Source organism: Erwinia sp. AC075 (assembly GCF_979253995.1).
The window spans coordinates 2,893,855-2,914,077 of the sequence record NZ_CEEDEU010000001.1; the positions used below are offsets into that span (position 1 = coordinate 2,893,855).

At 55.8% G+C, this 20,223-nt stretch carries 16 protein-coding genes and 1 riboswitch; of the genes, 5 read left to right on the forward strand and 11 right to left on the reverse strand.

Annotation, left to right across the window (positions count from 1 at the left end; genetic code table 11):
- Positions 1–2 precede the first annotated feature (2 nt).
- From mraY to ilvI, 10 genes are all read right to left on the reverse strand, one after another.
- Positions 3–1,085, reverse strand: coding sequence for a phospho-N-acetylmuramoyl-pentapeptide-transferase (gene mraY / locus AC0IXH_RS13790; RefSeq protein WP_013200753.1), 1,083 nt, complete (start codon positions 1,083–1,085; stop codon positions 3–5).
- Positions 1,079–2,440 carry a UDP-N-acetylmuramoyl-tripeptide--D-alanyl-D-alanine ligase gene (gene murF, locus AC0IXH_RS13795; RefSeq protein ID WP_471720567.1) on the reverse strand — a complete coding sequence of 454 codons (1,362 nt, stop codon included), beginning with the start codon at positions 2,438–2,440 and terminating at the stop codon, positions 1,079–1,081. The genes mraY and murF overlap by 7 nt, the downstream gene beginning before the upstream one ends.
- Positions 2,437–3,924, reverse strand: coding sequence for a UDP-N-acetylmuramoyl-L-alanyl-D-glutamate--2,6-diaminopimelate ligase (gene murE, locus AC0IXH_RS13800; RefSeq protein ID WP_471720568.1), 1,488 nt, complete (start codon positions 3,922–3,924; stop codon positions 2,437–2,439). Before murE ends, murF begins: the two co-directional genes overlap by 4 nt.
- A complete protein-coding gene (locus tag AC0IXH_RS13805; RefSeq protein ID WP_013200750.1) occupies positions 3,911–5,680 on the reverse strand; it encodes a peptidoglycan glycosyltransferase FtsI in 1,770 nt (589 codons plus the stop codon). The genes murE and AC0IXH_RS13805 overlap by 14 nt, the downstream gene beginning before the upstream one ends.
- An 8-nt stretch (positions 5,681–5,688) precedes the next feature.
- Positions 5,689–6,009, reverse strand: coding sequence for a cell division protein FtsL (gene ftsL / locus AC0IXH_RS13810; protein WP_013200749.1), 321 nt, complete (start codon positions 6,007–6,009; stop codon positions 5,689–5,691).
- Complete coding sequence (gene rsmH / locus AC0IXH_RS13815; protein WP_013200748.1) at positions 6,006–6,947, reverse strand: 16S rRNA (cytosine(1402)-N(4))-methyltransferase RsmH; 942 nt, start codon at positions 6,945–6,947, stop codon at positions 6,006–6,008. Before rsmH ends, ftsL begins: the two co-directional genes overlap by 4 nt.
- A 2-nt stretch (positions 6,948–6,949) precedes the next feature.
- A complete protein-coding gene (mraZ, locus tag AC0IXH_RS13820; RefSeq protein WP_013200747.1) occupies positions 6,950–7,408 on the reverse strand; it encodes a division/cell wall cluster transcriptional repressor MraZ in 459 nt (152 codons plus the stop codon).
- A gap of 547 nt (positions 7,409–7,955) precedes the next feature.
- Positions 7,956–8,966, reverse strand: coding sequence for a catabolite repressor/activator (cra, locus tag AC0IXH_RS13825; RefSeq protein ID WP_013200746.1), 1,011 nt, complete (start codon positions 8,964–8,966; stop codon positions 7,956–7,958).
- 196 nt (positions 8,967–9,162) lie between these two features.
- A complete protein-coding gene (gene ilvN, locus AC0IXH_RS13830; RefSeq protein ID WP_013200745.1) occupies positions 9,163–9,654 on the reverse strand; it encodes an acetolactate synthase small subunit in 492 nt (163 codons plus the stop codon).
- A 2-nt stretch (positions 9,655–9,656) separates the two neighbouring features.
- Positions 9,657–11,381, reverse strand: coding sequence for an acetolactate synthase 3 large subunit (ilvI, locus tag AC0IXH_RS13835; protein ID WP_013200744.1), 1,725 nt, complete (start codon positions 11,379–11,381; stop codon positions 9,657–9,659).
- Between the two features lie 885 nt (positions 11,382–12,266).
- Here ilvI and leuA point away from each other — a divergent pair.
- From leuA to leuD, 4 genes are read left to right on the forward strand one after another with little or no spacing between them, the layout of a single operon-like run.
- Positions 12,267–13,835: a 2-isopropylmalate synthase gene (leuA, locus tag AC0IXH_RS13840; protein WP_013200743.1), complete on the forward strand. Its 1,569-nt coding sequence runs from the start codon at positions 12,267–12,269 to the stop codon at positions 13,833–13,835.
- Positions 13,836–13,837: 2 nt separating this feature from the next.
- Positions 13,838–14,926 (forward strand): 3-isopropylmalate dehydrogenase, encoded by a 1,089-nt coding sequence (gene leuB / locus AC0IXH_RS13845; protein ID WP_134823472.1) that lies wholly within the window; start codon positions 13,838–13,840, stop codon positions 14,924–14,926.
- 2 nt (positions 14,927–14,928) lie between these two features.
- On the forward strand, positions 14,929–16,326 hold the full coding sequence (gene leuC, locus AC0IXH_RS13850; protein WP_338571237.1) for a 3-isopropylmalate dehydratase large subunit: 1,398 nt from the start codon (positions 14,929–14,931) through the stop codon (positions 16,324–16,326).
- A gap of 9 nt (positions 16,327–16,335) precedes the next feature.
- Positions 16,336–16,941, forward strand: coding sequence for a 3-isopropylmalate dehydratase small subunit (gene leuD / locus AC0IXH_RS13855; RefSeq protein ID WP_013200740.1), 606 nt, complete (start codon positions 16,336–16,338; stop codon positions 16,939–16,941).
- Positions 16,942–16,979: 38 nt separating this feature from the next.
- Here the strand turns inward: leuD and AC0IXH_RS13860 are convergent, their stop codons facing one another.
- Entirely contained in the window at positions 16,980–18,158 is a 1,179-nt protein-coding gene (locus tag AC0IXH_RS13860) for a sugar efflux transporter (RefSeq protein WP_013200739.1), read from the reverse strand.
- 245 nt (positions 18,159–18,403) lie between these two features.
- Here AC0IXH_RS13860 and sgrR point away from each other — a divergent pair, with 245 nt between their 5' ends.
- Positions 18,404–20,065 (forward strand): HTH-type transcriptional regulator SgrR, encoded by a 1,662-nt coding sequence (gene sgrR / locus AC0IXH_RS13865; RefSeq protein ID WP_471720569.1) that lies wholly within the window; start codon positions 18,404–18,406, stop codon positions 20,063–20,065.
- A gap of 35 nt (positions 20,066–20,100) precedes the next feature.
- Positions 20,101–20,207: riboswitch (TPP riboswitch) on the forward strand.
- Positions 20,208–20,223 lie beyond the last annotated feature (16 nt).

Consider the following 20,223-nt stretch of genomic DNA (forward strand, 5'->3'; position numbering starts at 1 on the left):
TGTTACCGCACCTTCAGTGTTGCCAGGCCAATCAGCACCAGCATCAGAGAAATAATCCAGAAGCGCACAATCACGCGCGGCTCCGGCCAGCCTTTAAGTTCGTAATGGTGGTGGATCGGCGCCATACGGAAAATGCGCTGACCGCGTAATTTGAAGGAACCCACCTGCAGGATCACCGACAGGGTTTCAACCACAAACACGCCGCCCATGATCACCAGCAGGAATTCCTGACGCAGCAGCACGGCAATGGTGCCCAGCGCGCCGCCCAACGCCAGAGAGCCGACATCGCCCATAAAGACCTGCGCCGGATAGGTGTTGAACCACAGGAAACCCAGACCGGCTCCGACGATCGCCGTACAAACGATCACCAGCTCGCCGGCATGGCGCAGATAGGGAATGTGCAGGTATTCAGCAAACTTGACGTTACCCGTTGCCCAGGCGACCAGCGCAAAACCGGCGGCGACAAACACGGTCGGCATAATGGCCAGGCCATCGAGGCCATCGGTCAGGTTAACGGCGTTGCCGGTGCCGACAATCACGAAGTACGCCAGCACCACATAGAACAGGCCCAGCTGCGGCATGATGTCTTTGAAGAACGGCACCACTAACTCAGTGGCTGGCGTCCCTTTACCGGCGATGTACAACCCGAAGGCGACACCCAGCGAGATCACCGACATCCAGAAGTATTTCCAGCGGGCGATCAGCCCTTTGGTATCTTTACGCACCACTTTGCGGTAGTCGTCGACAAATCCGATGATGCCGAAGCCGACTAATACCACCAGCACGCACCAGACGTACGGGTTAGAAGGATAAGCCCACATCAGCACGGATACGGTGATGGAGAACAGGATCATCACCCCGCCCATCGTCGGCGTGCCGCGTTTGCTGAAGTGTGATTCCGGACCGTCGTTACGGACGACCTGACCAAAGGACATTTCCTGCAGACGGGCGATCATTTTCGGCCCCATCCACAAAGAGATAAACAGGGCGGTCAGCAGGCTGACAATGGCGCGAAACGTCAGATAGGAAAAGACGTTGAAGCCAGAATAAAAAGTGACCAAATGTTCGGCCAGCCAGACTAGCATGTTCCTTTCTCCTGTAAGCTCTGTACTACCTGCTCCATGGCGGCACTACGCGAACCTTTGACTAAAATAGTGATGACGCCATGCTCAGCGAGCAGCGTCTGCAGACGTGCCGTAACGGCCGCCTTGTCTTGTAAATGCTCTCCTGCGCCGCTGGCTTCACTGATAAGGTGACTCATCTTGCCAACGCTCAGAACTTTATCGATTCCTGCCAGCCGTGCGGCTTCGCCCACTTCGCGGTGGCACTCTTCTGCCTCATCGCCCAGCTCGCCCATATCGCCCACCACCATTACGCGGTAACCCGGCATCTCGGACAGCACCTGCGCGGCAGCCGTCATTGAACCGACGTTGGCGTTATAACTGTCATCCAGCAGCAGTTTGTTCTCTGCCAGCGCTACCGGATATAAACGTCCCGGTACGGCCTGAAGATGGCTTAATCCCTTCTGGATAGCGCTTAATGGGGCATCGACCGACAATGCCAGTGCCGCAGCGGCCAGCGCATTGGCAATATTGTGGCGTCCCGGCAGCGGGAGCTGAATGGCGATGCTGCCAGCAGGCGTGATCATCACGAAGTGCGTACCGCTGCTGGTGACCTTAACGTCGGTCGCGGAGAAGTCGCTGTCAGCTTGCGGCGCGGAGGAAAAACGCCAGACCGTTTTGCTGTGCAGGGAATGCTGCCAGTGCGGCCAGTCATTGCTGTCTGCATTGAGGATCGCCGTGCCGTTGATTGGCAATCCCTGGAAAATTTCGCCTTTGGCTTTAGCCACACCCGCCAGCGATCCAAATCCTTCCAGATGCGCGGCCGCCAGGTTATTCACCAACGCCGTTTCTGGACGGGTAATTTCTGTGGTGTAGGCAATTTCGCCCTGGTGATTGGCACCCAGCTCGACGACTGCATATTGATGCGAGGCATTCAGGCGCAACAGGGTCAGGGGCACCCCAATATCATTATTCAGGTTTCCTGCGGTATAGAGCGTCTCGCCACATTCACGAAGAATGGCGGCCGTCATCTCTTTCACCGAGGTTTTACCTGAGGATCCGGTCAGAGCTACCACGCGCGCGGTGGATTGCTGACGCACCCAGCCGGCCAGCTGACCCAGCGCGATGCGGGTATCAGCCACCACGACCTGAGGCACAGCCACAGTTACGTGCTTACTAACCAGAAGTGCGGATGCACCGGCTGCCATCGCCTCACCCACAAAGTCATGGGCATCAAAACGTTCACCCTGTAGGGCGATGAACAGGCAACCCGCGCTGACTTTGCGAGTATCAGTGGTGACTTGATCGACGGACAGGTCACCACCGAACAGTTTGCCGCCAGTTAAGTCGGCCAGCTTTTGCAGAGTCAGTGTAATCATGCGATCACTCCCAGCAGACGGGCGACCGTAATGCGGTCTGAGTAGTCCAGTCGGCGGTTGCCAACTATCTGATAATCTTCGTGGCCTTTACCGGCCACCAGCACGATATCACCTTCCTGCGCCTGCATCACCGTGTTAGTGACCGCTTGCGCACGCCCTGGCATAACGCGGGCGCGACCGGCATCCAGCAGCCCGCTCAGAATATCGGCGACGATTGCTGCCGGATCTTCGCTGCGCGGATTGTCATCGGTGATCACCACCACGTCAGAGAATTGCTCGGCGATAGCACCCATAAGTGGGCGCTTACCTTTGTCACGATCGCCGCCGCAGCCAAAGACGCACCACAGTTTGCCTGTACAGTGCAGACGCGCGGCTTCCAGCGCCTTTTCCAATGCATCCGGCGTGTGGGCATAATCCACCACCACCGTCGGCTTGCCTGGTGCACTAAACACTTCCATACGGCCCGTTACCGGTTGCAGCTGATTGCCGGTGGCAATCAGCGAATCCAGCGGATAACCCAGCGACAGCAGCGTACCTAACGCCACCAGCAGGTTACTCACGTTGAACGCCCCCATCAGGCGGCTCTCAATTTCCCCTTCGCCCCAGCTGGAATCGAAGCGGATTTTAGCGCCGTTGTCGTGGTAATCGACTTCTGTCGCCTGCAGCCAGCGGCCATGGCAGCCGGGATCAATGTTGTCTTCCATGGTGACCGCGACCGCATCCGGCAGCTTCTGCAACCAGCGGCGACCGACTTCATCATCGGCATTGACGATGATCTGGCCGACCTGATGTTCAGAGAACAGCAGCCATTTCGCGGCTTCGTAGCGCGCCATATCACCATGATAATCAAGGTGGTCACGGCTCAGATTGGTGAAAGCGGCCGCGGCGAAAGGCAGTGCCGCAACGCGATGCTGTACCAGACCGTGCGAAGAGATCTCCATCGCCGCCAGCGTCGCGCCCTGCTCAACCAGTGAGTGCAACGTTTGCTGAACCTCAACCGCAGAACCGGTGGTGTTTTCTGCCGGAACAAGATGGCCGTACAGGCCATTGCCCACGGTACCCATCACCGCCCCGGTTTCACCCAGTAACTGGCCCCATTGCGCCAGCAGTTGCGTCGTCGTGGTCTTACCGTTGGTGCCGGTCACACCAATCAGACGGAGCTTATCGCCCGGCTGCTGGTAGAAGCGTCCGGCCAGCGCCGATAAACGCTGCGAAAGCTGTGCGAGATAAATCACCGGCACGCCGTGCATTTCGGTGATGTCGCCATCTTCAGCTTCACCCTCTGCATCGGCTATCACTGCGGCAACGCCCTGGGCGATAGCTTGTGGAATAAAGCGGCGACCATCGGCCGCATGACCTTTAATCGCGACGAACAGATCGCCGGACGCAGCCTCGCGGCTGTCCAGGATCATTTCATGCAGCGCCCGCTCAGGTGCTCCAGGCACCCACGGGGCCAGTAAGTCGCGCAAACTACGATCGGTCACTGGATCCCTCTCTTCTGTTCTCTACCATCTCGGTTTTTTCCGTCGGTGTCGGTGGCAGCGCATCCGGTTCAATATTCATGGTGCGCAGTACGCCGCCCATGATCGCGCCAAACACCGGTGCAGAAACTGCACCACCGTAATATTTGCCACCCTGTGGATCGTTAATCACCACAACCAGCGCAAAACGAGGACGGCTTGCAGGTGCAACACCTGCGGTATAAGCGATGTACTTGTTAACGTATCCGCCATCCGGCCCGACTTTCTTCGCGGTACCCGTTTTAATGGCGATACGATAGCCCTTGATGGCGGCCTTCACGCCGCCGCCGCCCGGCAGAGCAACGCTCTCCATCATATGCATGACGGTGCGGACCAGCTCTTCAGGGAAGACGCGTTCACCCGCCACCGGCGGATCAACTTTGGTAATAGACAGCGGGCGCAGAACGCCATAACTGCCAATCGTTGAGTAGACTCGCGCTAACTGTAACGGCGTTACCATTAGCCCGTAGCCGAAAGAGAAGGTGGCCCTCTCTATGTCAGACCACCGTTGTTTTTGAGGATATAAGCCACTGCTTTCTCCGACCAACCCCAAATTGGTCGCCTTACCCAATCCAAAGCGTGCGTAAGTATCTACTAACGCTGAGGATGGCATCGCTAACGCCAGCTTTGAAACACCGACGTTACTCGATTTCTGCAGAACCCCGGTCAGGGTCAGTTCGTTGTAGCGCGCCACGTCTTTGATTTCATGGCCATTGACGCGATACGGAACGGTATTCAGCACGCTGTTTTCTTTCACCACGCCACGTTGCAGCGCGGTCATCACCACCATCGGTTTCACGGTAGAACCCGGTTCAAAGATGTCGGTGATGGCGCGGTTACGCATCACGTCTTTGGTGGTGCCAGTGAGATTATTGGGGTTGTAAGCCGGGCTGTTCGCCATTGCCAGCACTTCGCCGGTGTTGACATCAACCAGCACTGCGGTGCCGGACTCGGCTTTATTGAAGGCCACCGCGTTGTTGAGTTCGCGATAGACCAGCGCCTGTAAACGTTCGTCGATGCTCAGCGCGAGATTATGCGCAGCACGACTGTCGACCGAGGAGATGTCTTCAATCACGCGGCCGTGACGGTCTTTACGCACCGTTCGCTCACCCGGTTGGCCGGTCAGCCATTTATCGAAGCTTTTCTCAACGCCCTCAATCCCCTGGCCATCAATATTGGTAAAACCGATCAGGTGCGAGGTGACCTGGCCTGCCGGATAGTAACGGCGTGACTCTTCGCGCAGGAAGATGCCGGGCAGCTTCAGTTTTTTGATGTAATCGCCAATGGCAGGATTGACCTGGCGCGCCAGATAGACGAAGCGGCCTTTCGGATTGGCGTTGACTCGGGCGGCAAGCTGGTCCAGCGGAATGGACAGGGCATCCGACAGCGCTTTCCAGCGGCTATCAAGAGTAATACCGCCCTTATCGTGAAGTTCTTTCGGGTCAGCCCAGATAGCATTGACTGGCACGCTGACCGCCAGAGGGCGTCCGGCGCGGTCGGTAATCATGCCGCGAGACGTTGGCACCGCCTGCACGCGAAGCGAACGCATATCGCCTTCGCGCACCAGTTTGTCCGGGTTGATCACCTGCAGATAAGCCACACGGGAGAGCAGGAAGACCAAACCAAGGAAAATGCAGCCGCACAACAACGCAAAACGCCAGCTTACAAAGCTGGCCGGATTCTCGCTGCGTTTAACCTTCTTGTTGCTTGCGGCTTTCATTCAGTCCCTTAAGGTTGTACCACGATGTTTTCCTGCGATGGATCGACATGCTGCATTTGCAGTTTTTCCGTTGCCGTCCTCTCAACCCGGCTGTGATCGCCGAGGGCATTCTCTTCCAGGATCAGGTTGCGCCATTCGATATCCAGCGCGTCCCGCTCCAGCACTAACTGTTCGCGCTGTGCGGTGAGCAGGCGCGTTTTATGCGCCGTGGTCACCACTAACACCGCTGAGATCAACACAGCGACAGCGAGGATCACCGGGATTTTACCGTGGCGAAGGATATCGCCGCCGATCACGCCCGGTAAGCTGTGTCGCTCGTTGCCAATCATGACGCCGTCCTCTCTGCGACGCGTAAGACAGAACTGCGGGCGCGTGGATTCTCTTTCACTTCCTCGTCACCCGGCATCATTTTGCCGAAGGCTTTGAGGTGGCGCCCACCCAGCTTAGCCAGCTGCGCTTCGGTCATCGGGATCCCGGCGGGGACCTGAGGTCCGCGACTCTGCTCGCGCATAAAGCGTTTAACGATACGGTCTTCCAGTGAATGGAAGCTGATCACCGATAAACGACCTTCCGGTGCCAGAGCCGTCAGCGCGCCTTTCAAGGCCTGCTCAATCTCTTCCAGCTCGCTGTTGACCCAAATGCGGATCGCCTGGAAGCTGCGGGTCGCCGGGTGCTTAAACTTGTCTTTCACTGGCGTGGCGGCGTAGATCACATCCGCCAGCTCTTTGGTGCGCGTCATCGGCTGTTCGCGGTTGCGTTCAACGATGGCGCGGGCAATACGCTTGGCAAAACGTTCTTCGCCAAAGGTCTTCAGCACAAAAGCAATATCGCTCTCTTCAGCCTGCAGTAACCACTGCGAAGCCGACTGTCCTTTGGTGGGATCCATGCGCATATCCAGCGGTCCATCACGCATAAAGGAGAACCCGCGTTCGGCATCATCCAGCTGCGGCGATGACACGCCAAGATCCAGCAGAATGCCGTCGATCTTGCCGGTCAGGCCGAGTTCGTCGGCATAGTCTGCCAGCGCGGAAAAAGGGCCATGGATGATCTGGAAACGTGGGTCAGTGATCTCTGCGGCGGCGGCAATCGCCTGCGGATCGCGGTCTATGGCATAGAGACGACCGTGCTCTCCCAGTTGAGAGAGGATCAGGCGCGAATGTCCACCTCGTCCAAAGGTGCCATCGAGATAAATGCCGTCAGATTTAATGTTGAGGCCATTTACCGCCTCATCTAACAGCACCGTGGTATGTTTGAAATTATCCTGCATAGCTATAGTGACAAATCCTGCAAACGCTCAGATAACGGTTCCTGAGTCGACTGCTCTGCGTCAATATCCTCCCTGACTTGTTGATACCAGGTCTGTTCATCCCACAGCTCAAACTTGTTGAACTGTCCAACCAGCATCACTTCTTTGGTCAAATTCGCATGCTGACGTAGCGTTGTGGCTACCAGCAAACGACCTGCATTATCCATCTGACACTCGCTGGCATGTCCCAGTAACAGGCGCTGTACGCGGCGTTCTGCCGGGTTCATGCTCGATAAGCGGGCCAGTTTACGTTCAATAATTTCCCATTCGGGCAGGGTATAAAGCAGTAGGCATGCCTGGTGAAGGTCAATGGTACAAACCATTTGCCCTTGTGATTCCCCGATCAGCGTTTCGCGATAGCGCGTGGGTACGGCGAGCCGTCCCTTGCTGTCGAGATTGACTAACGTTGCCCCACGGAACATGCCAGCCTCACCCTCCAGTTACCCCTGTTCACCACTTTACACCACAATTTCCCACCAAAGGAGTTTACGGAGCGAAGGAAAACATTGTCAAGGCGCAGCAGAGGTTGGAGAGAATTATTTCTGAGCCAGTTAAAACTGGAGGGAGTTAAAAAGAACGCGGTCTGGTCAGGAATTTAAAAATAAACTAATGAATAGTGGCAGGAAATTCTGCGGTAAAATTAGATTGTTCAAAAATATGCCAGTTCTACGCCGTAAATTCCTCACCCTCAACTTTGCGACATGGACGGCATTTTAGGGTATATCCTAAGAGATTCCTACCTCAGTCGCGCTGCGCCTGAGCTTCTGTCGACTGGTTTGTCCTAAATTTTTAATAATCAGGAAGATTTAGATAAATGATAAGCGGCGGACTGATTCGCCTTTACTTTTATTTACGTGAATCCTGGTCACAGAAAACTCACGACAATTTAGCAGTTGTTAACGCAGGCTGATTTTTGCCAGGCAATCAAAAAGAAAAAAGGCAGTCAGGCTGCCTTTTTATGTGGAAATGTTAACTCGCTTTACGGCTTAACCTGCCCCGCCGATAAAGATTACGCCGGATTCGCGTTAATCCTGGCTTCGGTTTTCGCGGTTCATCCAGACTCGCCAGCACCAGCTCAAGCACCCGTTCGGCCACATCCCGATGACGCTGGCCGACCGCCAGCACCGGACAATCGAGGAAATCCAGCAGCTCATGATCGCCGAAGGTGGCAATCGCCAGATTGCTTGGCAGACGTCCCTCACGTTTCAGCGTCACGTCCATCACGCCCTGCAACAGGCCGAAGGAAGTGGTAAACAGCGCATCGGGCATATCGTGCGTCTCCAGCCACTTCTCGAACAGCGCGGCTGCCGCGGTCCGTTCAAAGCTGTTGGCGTAGATAAAGTCGATGGTGCGTTCGTCCCCTTTCCAGGCATCCCGGAAACCCATCTCGCGCAGGAAGCTGACGGATAACTCAGGTAAGGCCCCCATAAACAGAATCGATTCGACCGGTTGCTTGCGCAATTCCGCAGCCAGCATTTCGGCGTCGTCCTGATCGGCACCGACCACGCTGGTGAAGTGCTCGCGATCCAGCGCACGGTCAAGGGCGATGATCGGTAAGGGATCGTTGATCCAGCGCTGATAGAAAGGATGTTCCGGTGGTAACGACGTTGAGACGATGATCGCATCAACCTGACGCTGCAACAGATGCTCCACGCAGCGCATTTCGTTATCGGGCTGATCTTCAGAACAGGCAATCAGCAGTTGGTAGCCGCGCTGACGCGCTTGTCGTTCAAGGTAATTCGCAATACGCGTGTAGCTGGTATTCTCCAAATCAGGAATAACCAGCCCTATCGACCGCGTACGCCCCGCACGGAGCCCGGCAGCCACCGCGTTGGGATGGTAATTATGCTCGCGCACGACTGCCATGACCTTTTCGACGGTTTTGTCGCTGACACGATACTGCTTAGCTTTGCCGTTTATAACATAGCTGGCAGTCGTGCGCGAAACACCGGCCAGGCGCGCAATTTCATCCAGTTTCACAATAACCCCACGATAGCACCGTGACGGCGCAGAAAATAGCCACGTCCCGGCTATGGATAAGAGATTTGTTACATCTAACAGCAGAACAGTTTAGCGAGCAACCGCTTTTACTTCTGTGCGTTAGCTTTCAGACAAAAAATAAAAAACCCAGCATTACGCTGGGTTAGCAGAAGAGAGCGATAATCACCTGGCGTGATTAACGCATAATGCGGTCACCACGAGAAACGCCGACGATACCGGAGCGGGCGACTTCAACAATTTCCGCCACTTCGCGCACGGTGTTGAGGAACGCATCCAGCTTATCGCTGGTGCCGGTAAGCTGAACCGTATAAAGCGAAGGCGTCACATCCACAATCTGGCCACGGAAGATCTCAGCGCTGCGTTTCACTTCTTCGCGGCCGTAACCGGTAGCCTGAACTTTCACCAACATCACTTCACGTTCGACGTAAGCGCCCTGACCTAATTCCGTCACGCGCAGCACGTCCACCAGCTTGTGCAGCTGCTTTTCGATCTGTTCCAGCACCTTGGCATCACCCACGGTCTGAATGGTCATGCGCGAAAGCGTTGGGTCATCGGTCGGTGCCACGGTCAGGCTTTCAATGTTGTAGCCACGCTGGGAGAACAGGCCAACCACGCGGGACAATGCGCCGGATTCGTTTTCCAGCAGTACTGATAAAACACGACGCATAATTAAGTCCTCTCCGTTTTGCTAAGCCACATTTCGTCCATTCCCCCGCCGCGGATATGCATCGGGTAGACGTGCTCAGTGCCATCGACGTTAACATCGACAAACACCAGACGCCCTTTACCTAACTCTTCCAGTGCCTGAGTCAGCTTGGCTTCCAGATCCTCCGGACGGCTGATATTGATGCCGACGTGGCCATAAGCTTCTGCCAGTTTCACAAAGTCAGGCAAAGATTCCATATAAGACTGTGAGTGACGGCCAGAGTAGATCATGTCCTGCCACTGTTTCACCATACCCAGCACGCGGTTGTTGAGGCTCAGCACCAGCACCGGCAGATCGTACTGCAGCGCGGTGGACAGTTCCTGAATGTTCATCTGGATACTGCCGTCGCCGGTGACGCACACCACCGTGGCTTCCGGTACCGCCAGCTTGACGCCCAGCGCAGCGGGCAGGCCGAAGCCCATCGTGCCGAGGCCACCGGAGTTGATCCAACGACGCGGTTTGTCGAATTGATAATAGAGCGCGGCAAACATCTGGTGCTGACCAACGTCGGAGGTGACATAGGCTTCACCATGGGTCAGACGGCAGATGGTTTCGATAACCGCCTGAGGTTTAATCTGCTCACTCTTACGATCGAACTCCAGACACTGACGGGAACGCCACTGATCGATGCTCTGCCACCAGTCGCGAAGACTGTCGAAATCCTGCTGCTTGTCGCCCTGTTCCAGCAGCTCAAGCATTTGCGTCAGCACCTGTTTAGCATCGCCGACGATCGGAACATCTGCCGGCACAGTTTTGGAAATTGACGTTGGATCGATGTCGATATGCAGCACGGTAGCATTCGGGCAGTATTTCGCCAGATTGTTCGTGGTGCGGTCATCAAAGCGCACGCCAACAGCGAAGATCACGTCAGCGTTATGCATGGTCATGTTGGCTTCATAGGTACCGTGCATACCCAACATGCCGACGCTCTGGCGATGGGTGCCGGGGAAGGCGCCCAGGCCCATCAGCGAACAGGTGACCGGCAGGTTAAGTTTTTCGGCGATCTGACGAAGCTCATCATCACACGCGGAATTGATTACGCCGCCGCCGGCATAGATCACCGGCTGTTTCGCCGCCAGCAGGGTCTGCAAGGCGCGCTTAATCTGGCCTTTATGTCCCTGAGTGGTCGGGTTGTATGAGCGCATGCTGACTTCATCTGGCCAGACATACGGTAATTTGTTCGCCGGGTTCATCATGTCTTTCGGCAGATCGATCACCACCGGACCAGGACGTCCGCTGGCAGCCAGCCAGAATGCCTTTTTCATGATGGTCGGAATATCTTCAGCCGACTTGACCATAAAGCTGTGCTTCACCACCGGGCGGGAAATCCCGACCATGTCGCACTCCTGGAAAGCATCGTAACCAATCAGTGAGGAAGGCACCTGGCCGGAGAGCACGACTAATGGGATTGAATCCATATAAGCAGTGGCGATGCCGGTGATGGCATTGGTCGCGCCTGGGCCGGAGGTGACCAGCACCACGCCCACTTCACCGGTGGAACGGGCGTAGCCGTCCGCCATGTGCACCGCGCCCTGCTCGTGACGAACCAGTATATGATCGATGCCGCCGACGGTTTGTAGCGCATCATAGATATCAAGTACTGCCCCGCCGGGGTAGCCGAATACATGTTTAACGCCCTGATCGATCAACGATCGGACGACCATCTCGGCTCCTGACAACATCTCCATTTTTGCCTCCAGGCTCTTAAGGTGCTGAATTATCGTATAGGCAGATAAGGTCAAAACCTGTGTTTATGCAAAGACGCTGGAAATCATTTCCAGAATCCAGGTACAGGGTGAATCCCTGGCTATTTTTATGCGTTGATGGACGTACCATAACCGTAGAAAAGTTGGCAGGCAAACCTGCAAGCACGGCTTTTAACGAATACCAGGTCCGCAAGGCACTACCGCTAATGGGGACTTGTCGACAAATACACTGACCAAAGGCTGAAAGAAAAGCGGTTTGTTCTGGTGAGCAATTCTTTTGCAGTGCGATCGTTTTGTTATCAAAACGTTCACAGCCTTAATTCAAGCTCACCTGTTCAAACATCGCGCCTAATTTAGTTTTATCTGCTGCCAGCATTTAATTATCAAACATATTTCGCTGAAGAGAAGCGGCATAAGTCTCCGGGTAAGTCATAAGATTTCCCTATGCAAGCCATTGATTAACCGCTTTTTTAAAGGCCAGTTTGGCGCGAATAATCCAGCCGCAGTTCCCGTTGAAAAATATCCCTGTTTGCCCGCCTTCCTTTTTGTTCTGCTCACGGGCTTCCCCCCAGAATATCTTTCCTGAGCCACGTTGGCTGCCGCCGTTATAACCTTACGGCGAAGGTTGACATCGCCCCCGCAAATCAAGTATCAATAAGGGAACAGCAAATTTATGAGGTCTGAAGACATGATTCGTACCGTTCGCCTACTCGGTCTACTACTAAACGCATCCCAATTGCGCGGTAGACTTGTGGGCGAAGAAATGAATCAGTGATTCAGGCTTACAAACCTAAAGAACCCGCGCCGATGCGCGGGTTTTTTTATGCTCGTAGCACTGGTAAAGCAAACACGACAAGGAATATCCCGATGAGCCAACAAGTTATTATTTTCGATACCACTCTGCGTGATGGCGAACAGGCCTTACAGGCCAGCCTGAGTGTGAAAGAAAAGCTGCAGATCGCCCTGGCGCTGGAGCGCATGGGTGTGGACGTGATGGAAGTGGGTTTCCCAATTTCTTCCCCCGGTGATTTTGAATCCGTCCAGACCATTGCGCGTCAGATCAAAAACAGTCGTGTTTGCGCCCTCGCCCGCTGCGTAGAAAAAGATATCGATGCCGCCTATGAAGCCCTGCGCGTGGCCGAGGCTTACCGTATCCATACCTTCTTGGCCACCTCGCCAATGCATATCGCCACCAAGCTGCGCAGCACGCTGCCCGAAGTGATTGAGCGCGCGGTAACCATGGTGAAACGCGCCCGTAACTACACCAACGACGTGGAATTCTCCTGCGAAGATGGCGGACGTACGCCGATTGACGATCTGTGCCGCGTGGTGGAAGCGGCGATCAACGCCGGTGCCACCACCATCAACATCCCGGACACCGTGGGCTACACGCTGCCGGAAGAGTACAGCAACATCTTCGCGCAGCTGCGTAATCGCGTGCCGAACATTGATAAAGCCATTCTGTCCGTGCATACCCATGACGATTTGGGCATGGCCACCGGCAACGCCATTGCCGCCATTCAGGCCGGTGCGCGTCAGGTTGAAGGCACCATCAACGGTCTGGGCGAACGTGCCGGTAACTGTGCGCTGGAAGAAGTGATCATGGCGATCAAAACCCGCAGCCAGTTGATGAATGTGAATACCAACATCCATCACCATGAGATCTACCGTACCAGCCAGCTGGTCAGCCAGATTTGTAATATGCCGATCCCGGCAAACAAAGCGGTCGTCGGCACCGGTGCCTTCGCTCACTCTTCCGGTATCCACCAGGATGGCGTGCTGAAGAACCGCGAAAACTACGAAATCATGACCCCGGAATCTATCGGCCTGAATAAAATCCAGCTGAATCTGACCTCCCGTTCTGGCCGTGCCGCCGTGAAGCACCGCATGGATGAGATGGGCTATAAAGAAAACGACTACAACCTGGATAACCTGTACGACGCGTTCCTGAAGCTGGCTGACAAGAAAGGCCAGGTCTTCGACTACGATTTGGAAGCGTTGGCCTTCATTAATAAGCAGAACGAAGAGCCGGAACATTTCCGTCTGGATTACTTCAGCGTGCAGTCAGGCTCCAGCGTGATGGCGACCGCGTCGGTCAAACTGGCCTGCGGTGAAGACGTGAAGTCCGAAGCAGCAACCGGTAACGGTCCTGTCGACGCGGTTTATCAGGCGGTTAATCGCATTACCGATTTCGATGCCGAGCTGGTTTCCTATCAGCTCACGGCAAAAGGCCATGGCAAAGATGCGCTGGGCCAGGTGGATATCGTGGTGAAGTACAACGATCGCAAATTCCACGGCGTCGGTCTGGCAACGGATATCGTCGAGTCTTCGGCGAAAGCGATGATCAATGCCCTGAACAACATCTGGCGCTCGCGTCAGGTTGAGCAAGAGTTGCAGCGCAAATCTCAAACAACCGATCATAAGGAAGTGGTGTAATCATGTCAGGCTCTTACCATATTGCAGTATTGCCCGGTGATGGCATCGGCCCGGAAGTGATGGCTCAGGCCAGTAAAGTGCTGACTGCCGTTCGTGAGCGCTTCAACCTGCGCATCACCACCAGCGAATATGACGTTGGCGGCATCGCCATCGATCGCCACGGTGAGCCTCTGCCGGCGGCGACGGTAGCCGGTTGTGAACAGGCTGATGCGATCCTGTTTGGTTCTGTTGGTGGTCCAAAATGGGAACACCTTCCACCGGCCGAACAGCCAGAGCGCGGGGCGCTGCTTCCCCTGCGTAAGCACTTTAAACTGTTCAGCAACCTGCGCCCGGCCAGCCTGCATAAAGAGCTGGAAGCCTTCTGCCCACTGCGCAGTGATATCGCCGCGAAAGGCTTTGATATTTTGGTGGTGCGTGAACTGACCGGCGGCATCTATTTTGGTCAGCCAAAAGGCCGCGAAGGCAGCGGCCAGCACGAGCGCGCGTTCGATACCGAGGTCTATCACCGTTTTGAGATTGAGCGCATTGCCCGCATCGCCTTCGAGTCAGCGCGCAAACGTCGCAATAAAGTGACCTCAATCGACAAAGCGAACGTCTTGCAGTCATCGATCCTGTGGCGCCAGATTGTGAATGAAGTGGCGAAGGATTATCCGGACGTTGAACTGAGCCATATGTATATCGATAACGCCACCATGCAGCTGATCAAAGAGCCGTCGCAATTCGACGTGATGCTTTGCTCCAACCTGTTCGGCGATATCCTGTCCGATGAGTGTGCGATGATCACCGGCTCGATGGGCATGTTGCCTTCCGCCAGCCTGAACGAGCAGGGTTTTGGCCTGTTTGAACCGGCAGGTGGATCGGCCCCGGATATCGCAGGCAAGAACATCGCCAACCCAATTGCCCAGATCCTGTCACTGTCGCTGCTGCTGCGCTTTAGCCTGAATGCCGCAGACGCCGCCGATGCGATTGACCAGGCCATCAGCCGCGCGTTGGCTGAAGGTCACCGTACTGGCGATTTAGCCGGTGGCGGCCAGTCCGTCGGCACCGAGGAAATGGGGTCGATTATCGCCCGTTACATTCGCGAAGCCTGATTATGAAAACATTATACGAGAAGCTGTTTGATGCGCATCTGGTGCACGAAGCGCCAGGCGAGACGCCACTGCTGTATATCGACCGTCATCTGGTGCATGAAGTGACCTCCGCGCAGGCCTTCGATGGTCTGCGTGCACACAACCGCCCGGTGCGCCAGCCGTCAAAGACCTTCGCCACCATGGATCACAACGTCTCTACCCAGACGCGTGATATCAATGCGAGCGGTGAGATGGCGCGGATCCAGATGTCGATGCTGATCAAAAACTGTGAAGCCTTTGGCGTGCGTTTGTATGACCTCAAGCACCCGTTCCAGGGCATCGTGCATGTGATCGGTCCTGAGCAGGGCCTGTCCCTGCCGGGTATGACCATCGTCTGTGGCGACTCGCATACTTCTACTCACGGTGCCTTTGGCGCGCTGGCGTTTGGTATCGGCACCTCAGAAGTTGAGCATGTGCTGGCCACCCAGACGCTGAAGCAGTCCCGCGCCAAAACCATGAAGATTGAAGTGGTGGGGCACACCGCACCGGGCATCACCGCCAAGGACATTGCGCTGGCGATCATTGGCAAAACCGGCAGCGGCGGCGGCAATGGCCATGTGGTTGAATTCTGTGGTCCGGCGGTTGAAGCCCTGAGCATGGAAGGCCGCATGACGCTGTGCAATATGGCGATTGAACTTGGCGCGAAAGCGGGCCTGGTTGCGCCGGATGACACCACCTTTGATTACGCCCGTGGCCGCCAGTTTGCGCCGAAAGGGGCGGAATGGGATGAAGCGGTCGCCTGGTGGCGGACGCTGAAATCCGACAGCGGTGCGCACTTCGACAAAGTGGTGACCTTAAATGCGGCGGACATCGCGCCACAGGTTACCTGGGGCACCAATCCCGGCCAGGTGATCGCCGTTAACGAGGTGATCCCCGATCCGGCCTCGTTCAGCGATCCGGTTGAGCGTGCCTCAGCCGAGAAGGCGCTGGCCTATATGGATTTGCAGCCTGGCATCCGGCTGACCGAGGTGAAGATCGACAAAGTCTTTATCGGCTCCTGCACCAACTCACGTATTGAGGATTTGCGGGCGGCGGCATCGGTGGTGAAAGGCCACAAGATTGCGCCAGGCGTTCAGGCCTATGTCGTGCCGGGATCCGGTCCGGTCAAAGCACAGGCGGAAGAGGAAGGTCTGGACAAAATCTTCCTTGATGCCGGTTTTGAATGGCGCTTACCGGGCTGCTCAATGTGTCTGGCAATGAATAACGACCGTCTGAATCCCGGTGAGCGTTGCGCCTCCACCAGCAACCGTAACTTCGAAGGTCGTCAGGGCCGCGGTGGCCGCACGCATCTGCTGAGCCCGGCGATGGCTGCGGCTGCGGCGGTAGCAGGCCATTTTGCTGATATCCGCGAACTGATTTAAAGAGGCTGTATGGCGAAGAAATTTACCCAACATACCGGCATCGTGGTGCCGATGGATGCGGCAAACGTCGATACCGATGCGATTATCCCGAAGCAATTTTTGCAGATGGTGACGCGCACCGGTTTTGGCCGCAACCTGTTTTACGACTGGCGTTACAGCGATGCCGAAGGCCAGATCCCCAACCCGGATTTCGTGTTGAACAAGCCCGCGTTTCGTGGTGCCAGCATTATGCTGACGCGGGAAAACTTTGGCTGCGGCTCCTCCCGTGAGCATGCGCCCTGGGCACTGACTGACTACGGTATTCAGGCGATTGTCGGCAGCGATTTTGCCGATATCTTTGCCAATAATTCGTTTAACAATCAGCTGCTGCTGGTGTCGTTGAGCGAGGAAGAGGTAGACACGCTGTTCCAGCTGGTTGCCGCACAGCCGGGCGTGGAAATCACCGTCGATCTGGAAAAGCAGGAGGTCATCGCCGATGGTAAGCACTACGCGTTCAGCATCGACAGCTTCCGCCGACACTGCCTGATCAACGGGCTGGATAACATTGGCCTGACGCTACAACATGACGCCGACATTACGGCGTATGAGAAAACCCAGCCGGCCTTTCTGCGTTAGTGACCCTACGGGCGGAAGAACTTCCGCCCGAACGTCCCTCAGACATCCTTCACTTTGGCCGACATCACCAGCGCCCCAATCGACAGTACCAACGCCGCCCAGTACACCGAATAATGGCCAAAGGTTTCCGCCAGCGCGCCCTGAATCACGCCCGCCAGAATCACCCCCGTCGAAATACTGTTGGTAAATAATGTGGTCGCCGCACCGGGCCTTCCCGGCATCAGATCCTGGAAATAGAGCATGCCGATCCCGGCGACAATACCAATAAAGATGGCATTAAAGATCTGCAACGCCATCAGCGCCGCTTTGTCGTGGAACACCACCAGCCCCAGATAGAATATCGCCCCGGACGCCACCGCAAACAGCATCATTTTGCGCTTGCCGAAGCGCTTCACATAATGGCCGGCCAGCAGCATCGCCGGGATTTCCAGCCCGGCCGCCACGCCCATCAGCAATCCAGCCAGCTTATCCGGCAACCCCAACACGCTGCTGATATACAGCGGCATATCAATGATATACATGGTATTGCAGGTCCACATCAGCAATGAAGCCATAAACAGCAGCCGCACATCTTTATTCTTCCACGCGCTGATTTGGGTGATCACCACTTCAGGCGGTTGTTCAACGCGCGGCACCGACGGCAGCGCAAACCAGATTAGCGCCACACAGACCACAAACAGTCCGGCGGCAATCAAAAACATGGTGGTGAAGCCGTAATTCAGCGCCAGCGCAAAGGACAACGGCGGCCCGACTACCCAGGCCAGTGACAGTTGGGCACGCATCACCGAACTGAACATCACCACCTCTCTGGCCGAGCTGTCAGCATATTCGCGGGCAAGGGCAAAGATTTGCGGCATCGACACGCTGGCCAGCGCGGAGAGCAGCACGCCAAAGGTAATCAGCGTCAGATAATCACGGTTGAAGGCAAAGATCAGCGCGTTGCCAATCGCCATCACGCAGCAAAACAGGATCAGCATGCGGCGGTCGCCCCGGTTGTCCGAGCGCTTTGCCAGCAGAATGCTCACCGCAATGCCGGCTATCGCATTGATGGTGTAAAACAGCCCGACCCAGAACGGGCGAACGGCCACTTCACGGGTCAGAAACAGGCTAAGCGTCGGAGCCTGAAGCGCACCCGCCACGCCCACCATAAACGACACGGCCATAAAGGCGACGTAAACAGGATTGATACGGCGACGGCGCGTGAGGAGCGATTTCATAGCTGATCCTTCAAAAAAAGTCGCCACAAATGTGAGTCGACAAACAGCAAGCATAGAAGAAAACATGGAGCAGCGAAAAAAGCCAGCAAGGTATTAACCCGGCTGGCTGGTGAAAGGCACCATACTCAGAATCATCAATGTCAGAGCGCATTCGAAGAATGTCTCCCGCTCTTTCATCTGCGGGCATTATCGTCCTAATATAAGGAAGAAAAAACAGACTGCTTTCTGATAAGGGTTCCTCTTTTATGTCTTCTGCCCGCTTACAACAACAGTTTATCCGCCTGTGGCAGTGCTGCGAAGGCCAGCCGCAGGAGACCACGCTCAACGATCTGGCGGTACAACTGAGCTGCTCCCGCCGGCATATGCGCAATCTGCTGAACGCGATGCAGGAACAGGGCTGGCTGAACTGGCAGGCTGAAGCCGGGCGCGGAAAACGTTCAAAGCTTAGCTTCCATTACACCGGGCTGGCATTGCAACAGCAGCGGGCGGAAGAGTTGCTGGAGAACGATCGCATCGACCAACTGGTGCAGCTGGTGGGCGATAAAAACGCGGTCAGACAGATGCTGATCTCGCATCTTGGCCGCAGTTTCCGCCAGGGGAAACATATCCTGCGGGTGATGTACTATCGCTCGTTACTGAATCTGTTACCCGGTACGCCGCTGCGTCGTTCTGAAACCCACCTTGCCCGTCAGATTTTTAGCAGCCTGACGCGGATAAATGAGGAAAATGGGGAAATCGAAGCCGATATTGCCCACCACTGGCAGCAGCTTTCTCCGCTGCACTGGCGGTTTTATCTGCGCCCGGCGATCCACTTTCATCATGGCCGGGAGCTGGAGATGGCCGACATAATCAGCACCCTTGAGCGACTGAAGCCCCAACGCCTTTATGCCCATTTCGATCGCATTGAGTCCTCGGCGCCCTGGACGCTGGATATTCATCTGCATCAGCCCGACAACTGGCTTCCCTGGCTGCTGGGCAGCGTCAGCACCATGATCCTGCCAAAAGAGTGGCCATTCCTCGCGGACTTCGCCCGTCAGCCGATTGGCACCGGCCCGTATGCGGTGGTGCGCAATCAGACCACCCAACTGAGGATCCAGGCGTTTGATGACTATTTTGGTTACCGCGCGCTGATTGATGAAGTGAATATCTGGGTGCTGCCGGAAATCAGTGATGAGCTGGTTTATGCCGGGGTTAAGCTGGAAGGCAAAGGGCTGGAAGAAAAATCGGAAGAGAGTCGTCTGGAAGAAGGCTGCTATTTCCTGCTGTTTGACCAGCGATCCGAACAGGGTCGCGATGAACACATCCGTCGCTGGGTCAGCACGCTGTTCAACCCAATCGCCCTGCTGAACCATGCCGGTATTGGCTATCAACGCTACTGGTTCCCGGCTTATGGCCTGCTGCCGCGCTGGCATCATCGCCGCGATATGGCTGCCAGCCAGAAGCCCGACGGGCTGACCACCCTGACGCTGACCTGGTATAACGATCACGTCGAGCATCAGGGCATCGCCAATGCGTTACGGCCAATCCTCGCCGAACAGGGCGTGGAGTTGATCACCCAACAGGTCGATTATGACGTCTGGCACCGTGGCGAAGCCGAAAGCGATATCTGGCTCGGCAGCGCCAACTTCACCCTGCCGCTGGAATTTTCCGTGTTTGCGCTGCTGTACGAAATCCCGCTGGTGCATCATTGCGTGACGCTGGACTGGGAAAAGGATGCGCAACGCTGGCGCGAACAGAAGCTGCCGCTGGCCGACTGGGGCAAGCAGTTGATCAACACCTGGACGCTGCATCCGCTGTTCCATCACTGGCTGCTGCTGGAAGGTCAACGCAGTATGCGCGGAGTCAGAATGAATATGCTGGGCTGGTTTGATTTTAAATCCGCCTGGTTCGCCCCTGACGACGCATGATGCTTTCGTTACCCAGCGGAAATCACTAGAATAGGCCGTTCTCAACGGGGTGCGTTCGCGGTGTTTCACTGCCAGCGCTGAGACAAACCCGTCGAACCTGATCCGGATAATGCCGGCGTAGGGATTTGAGACTCTCCAGATTGCTCAGATCCTTTGCG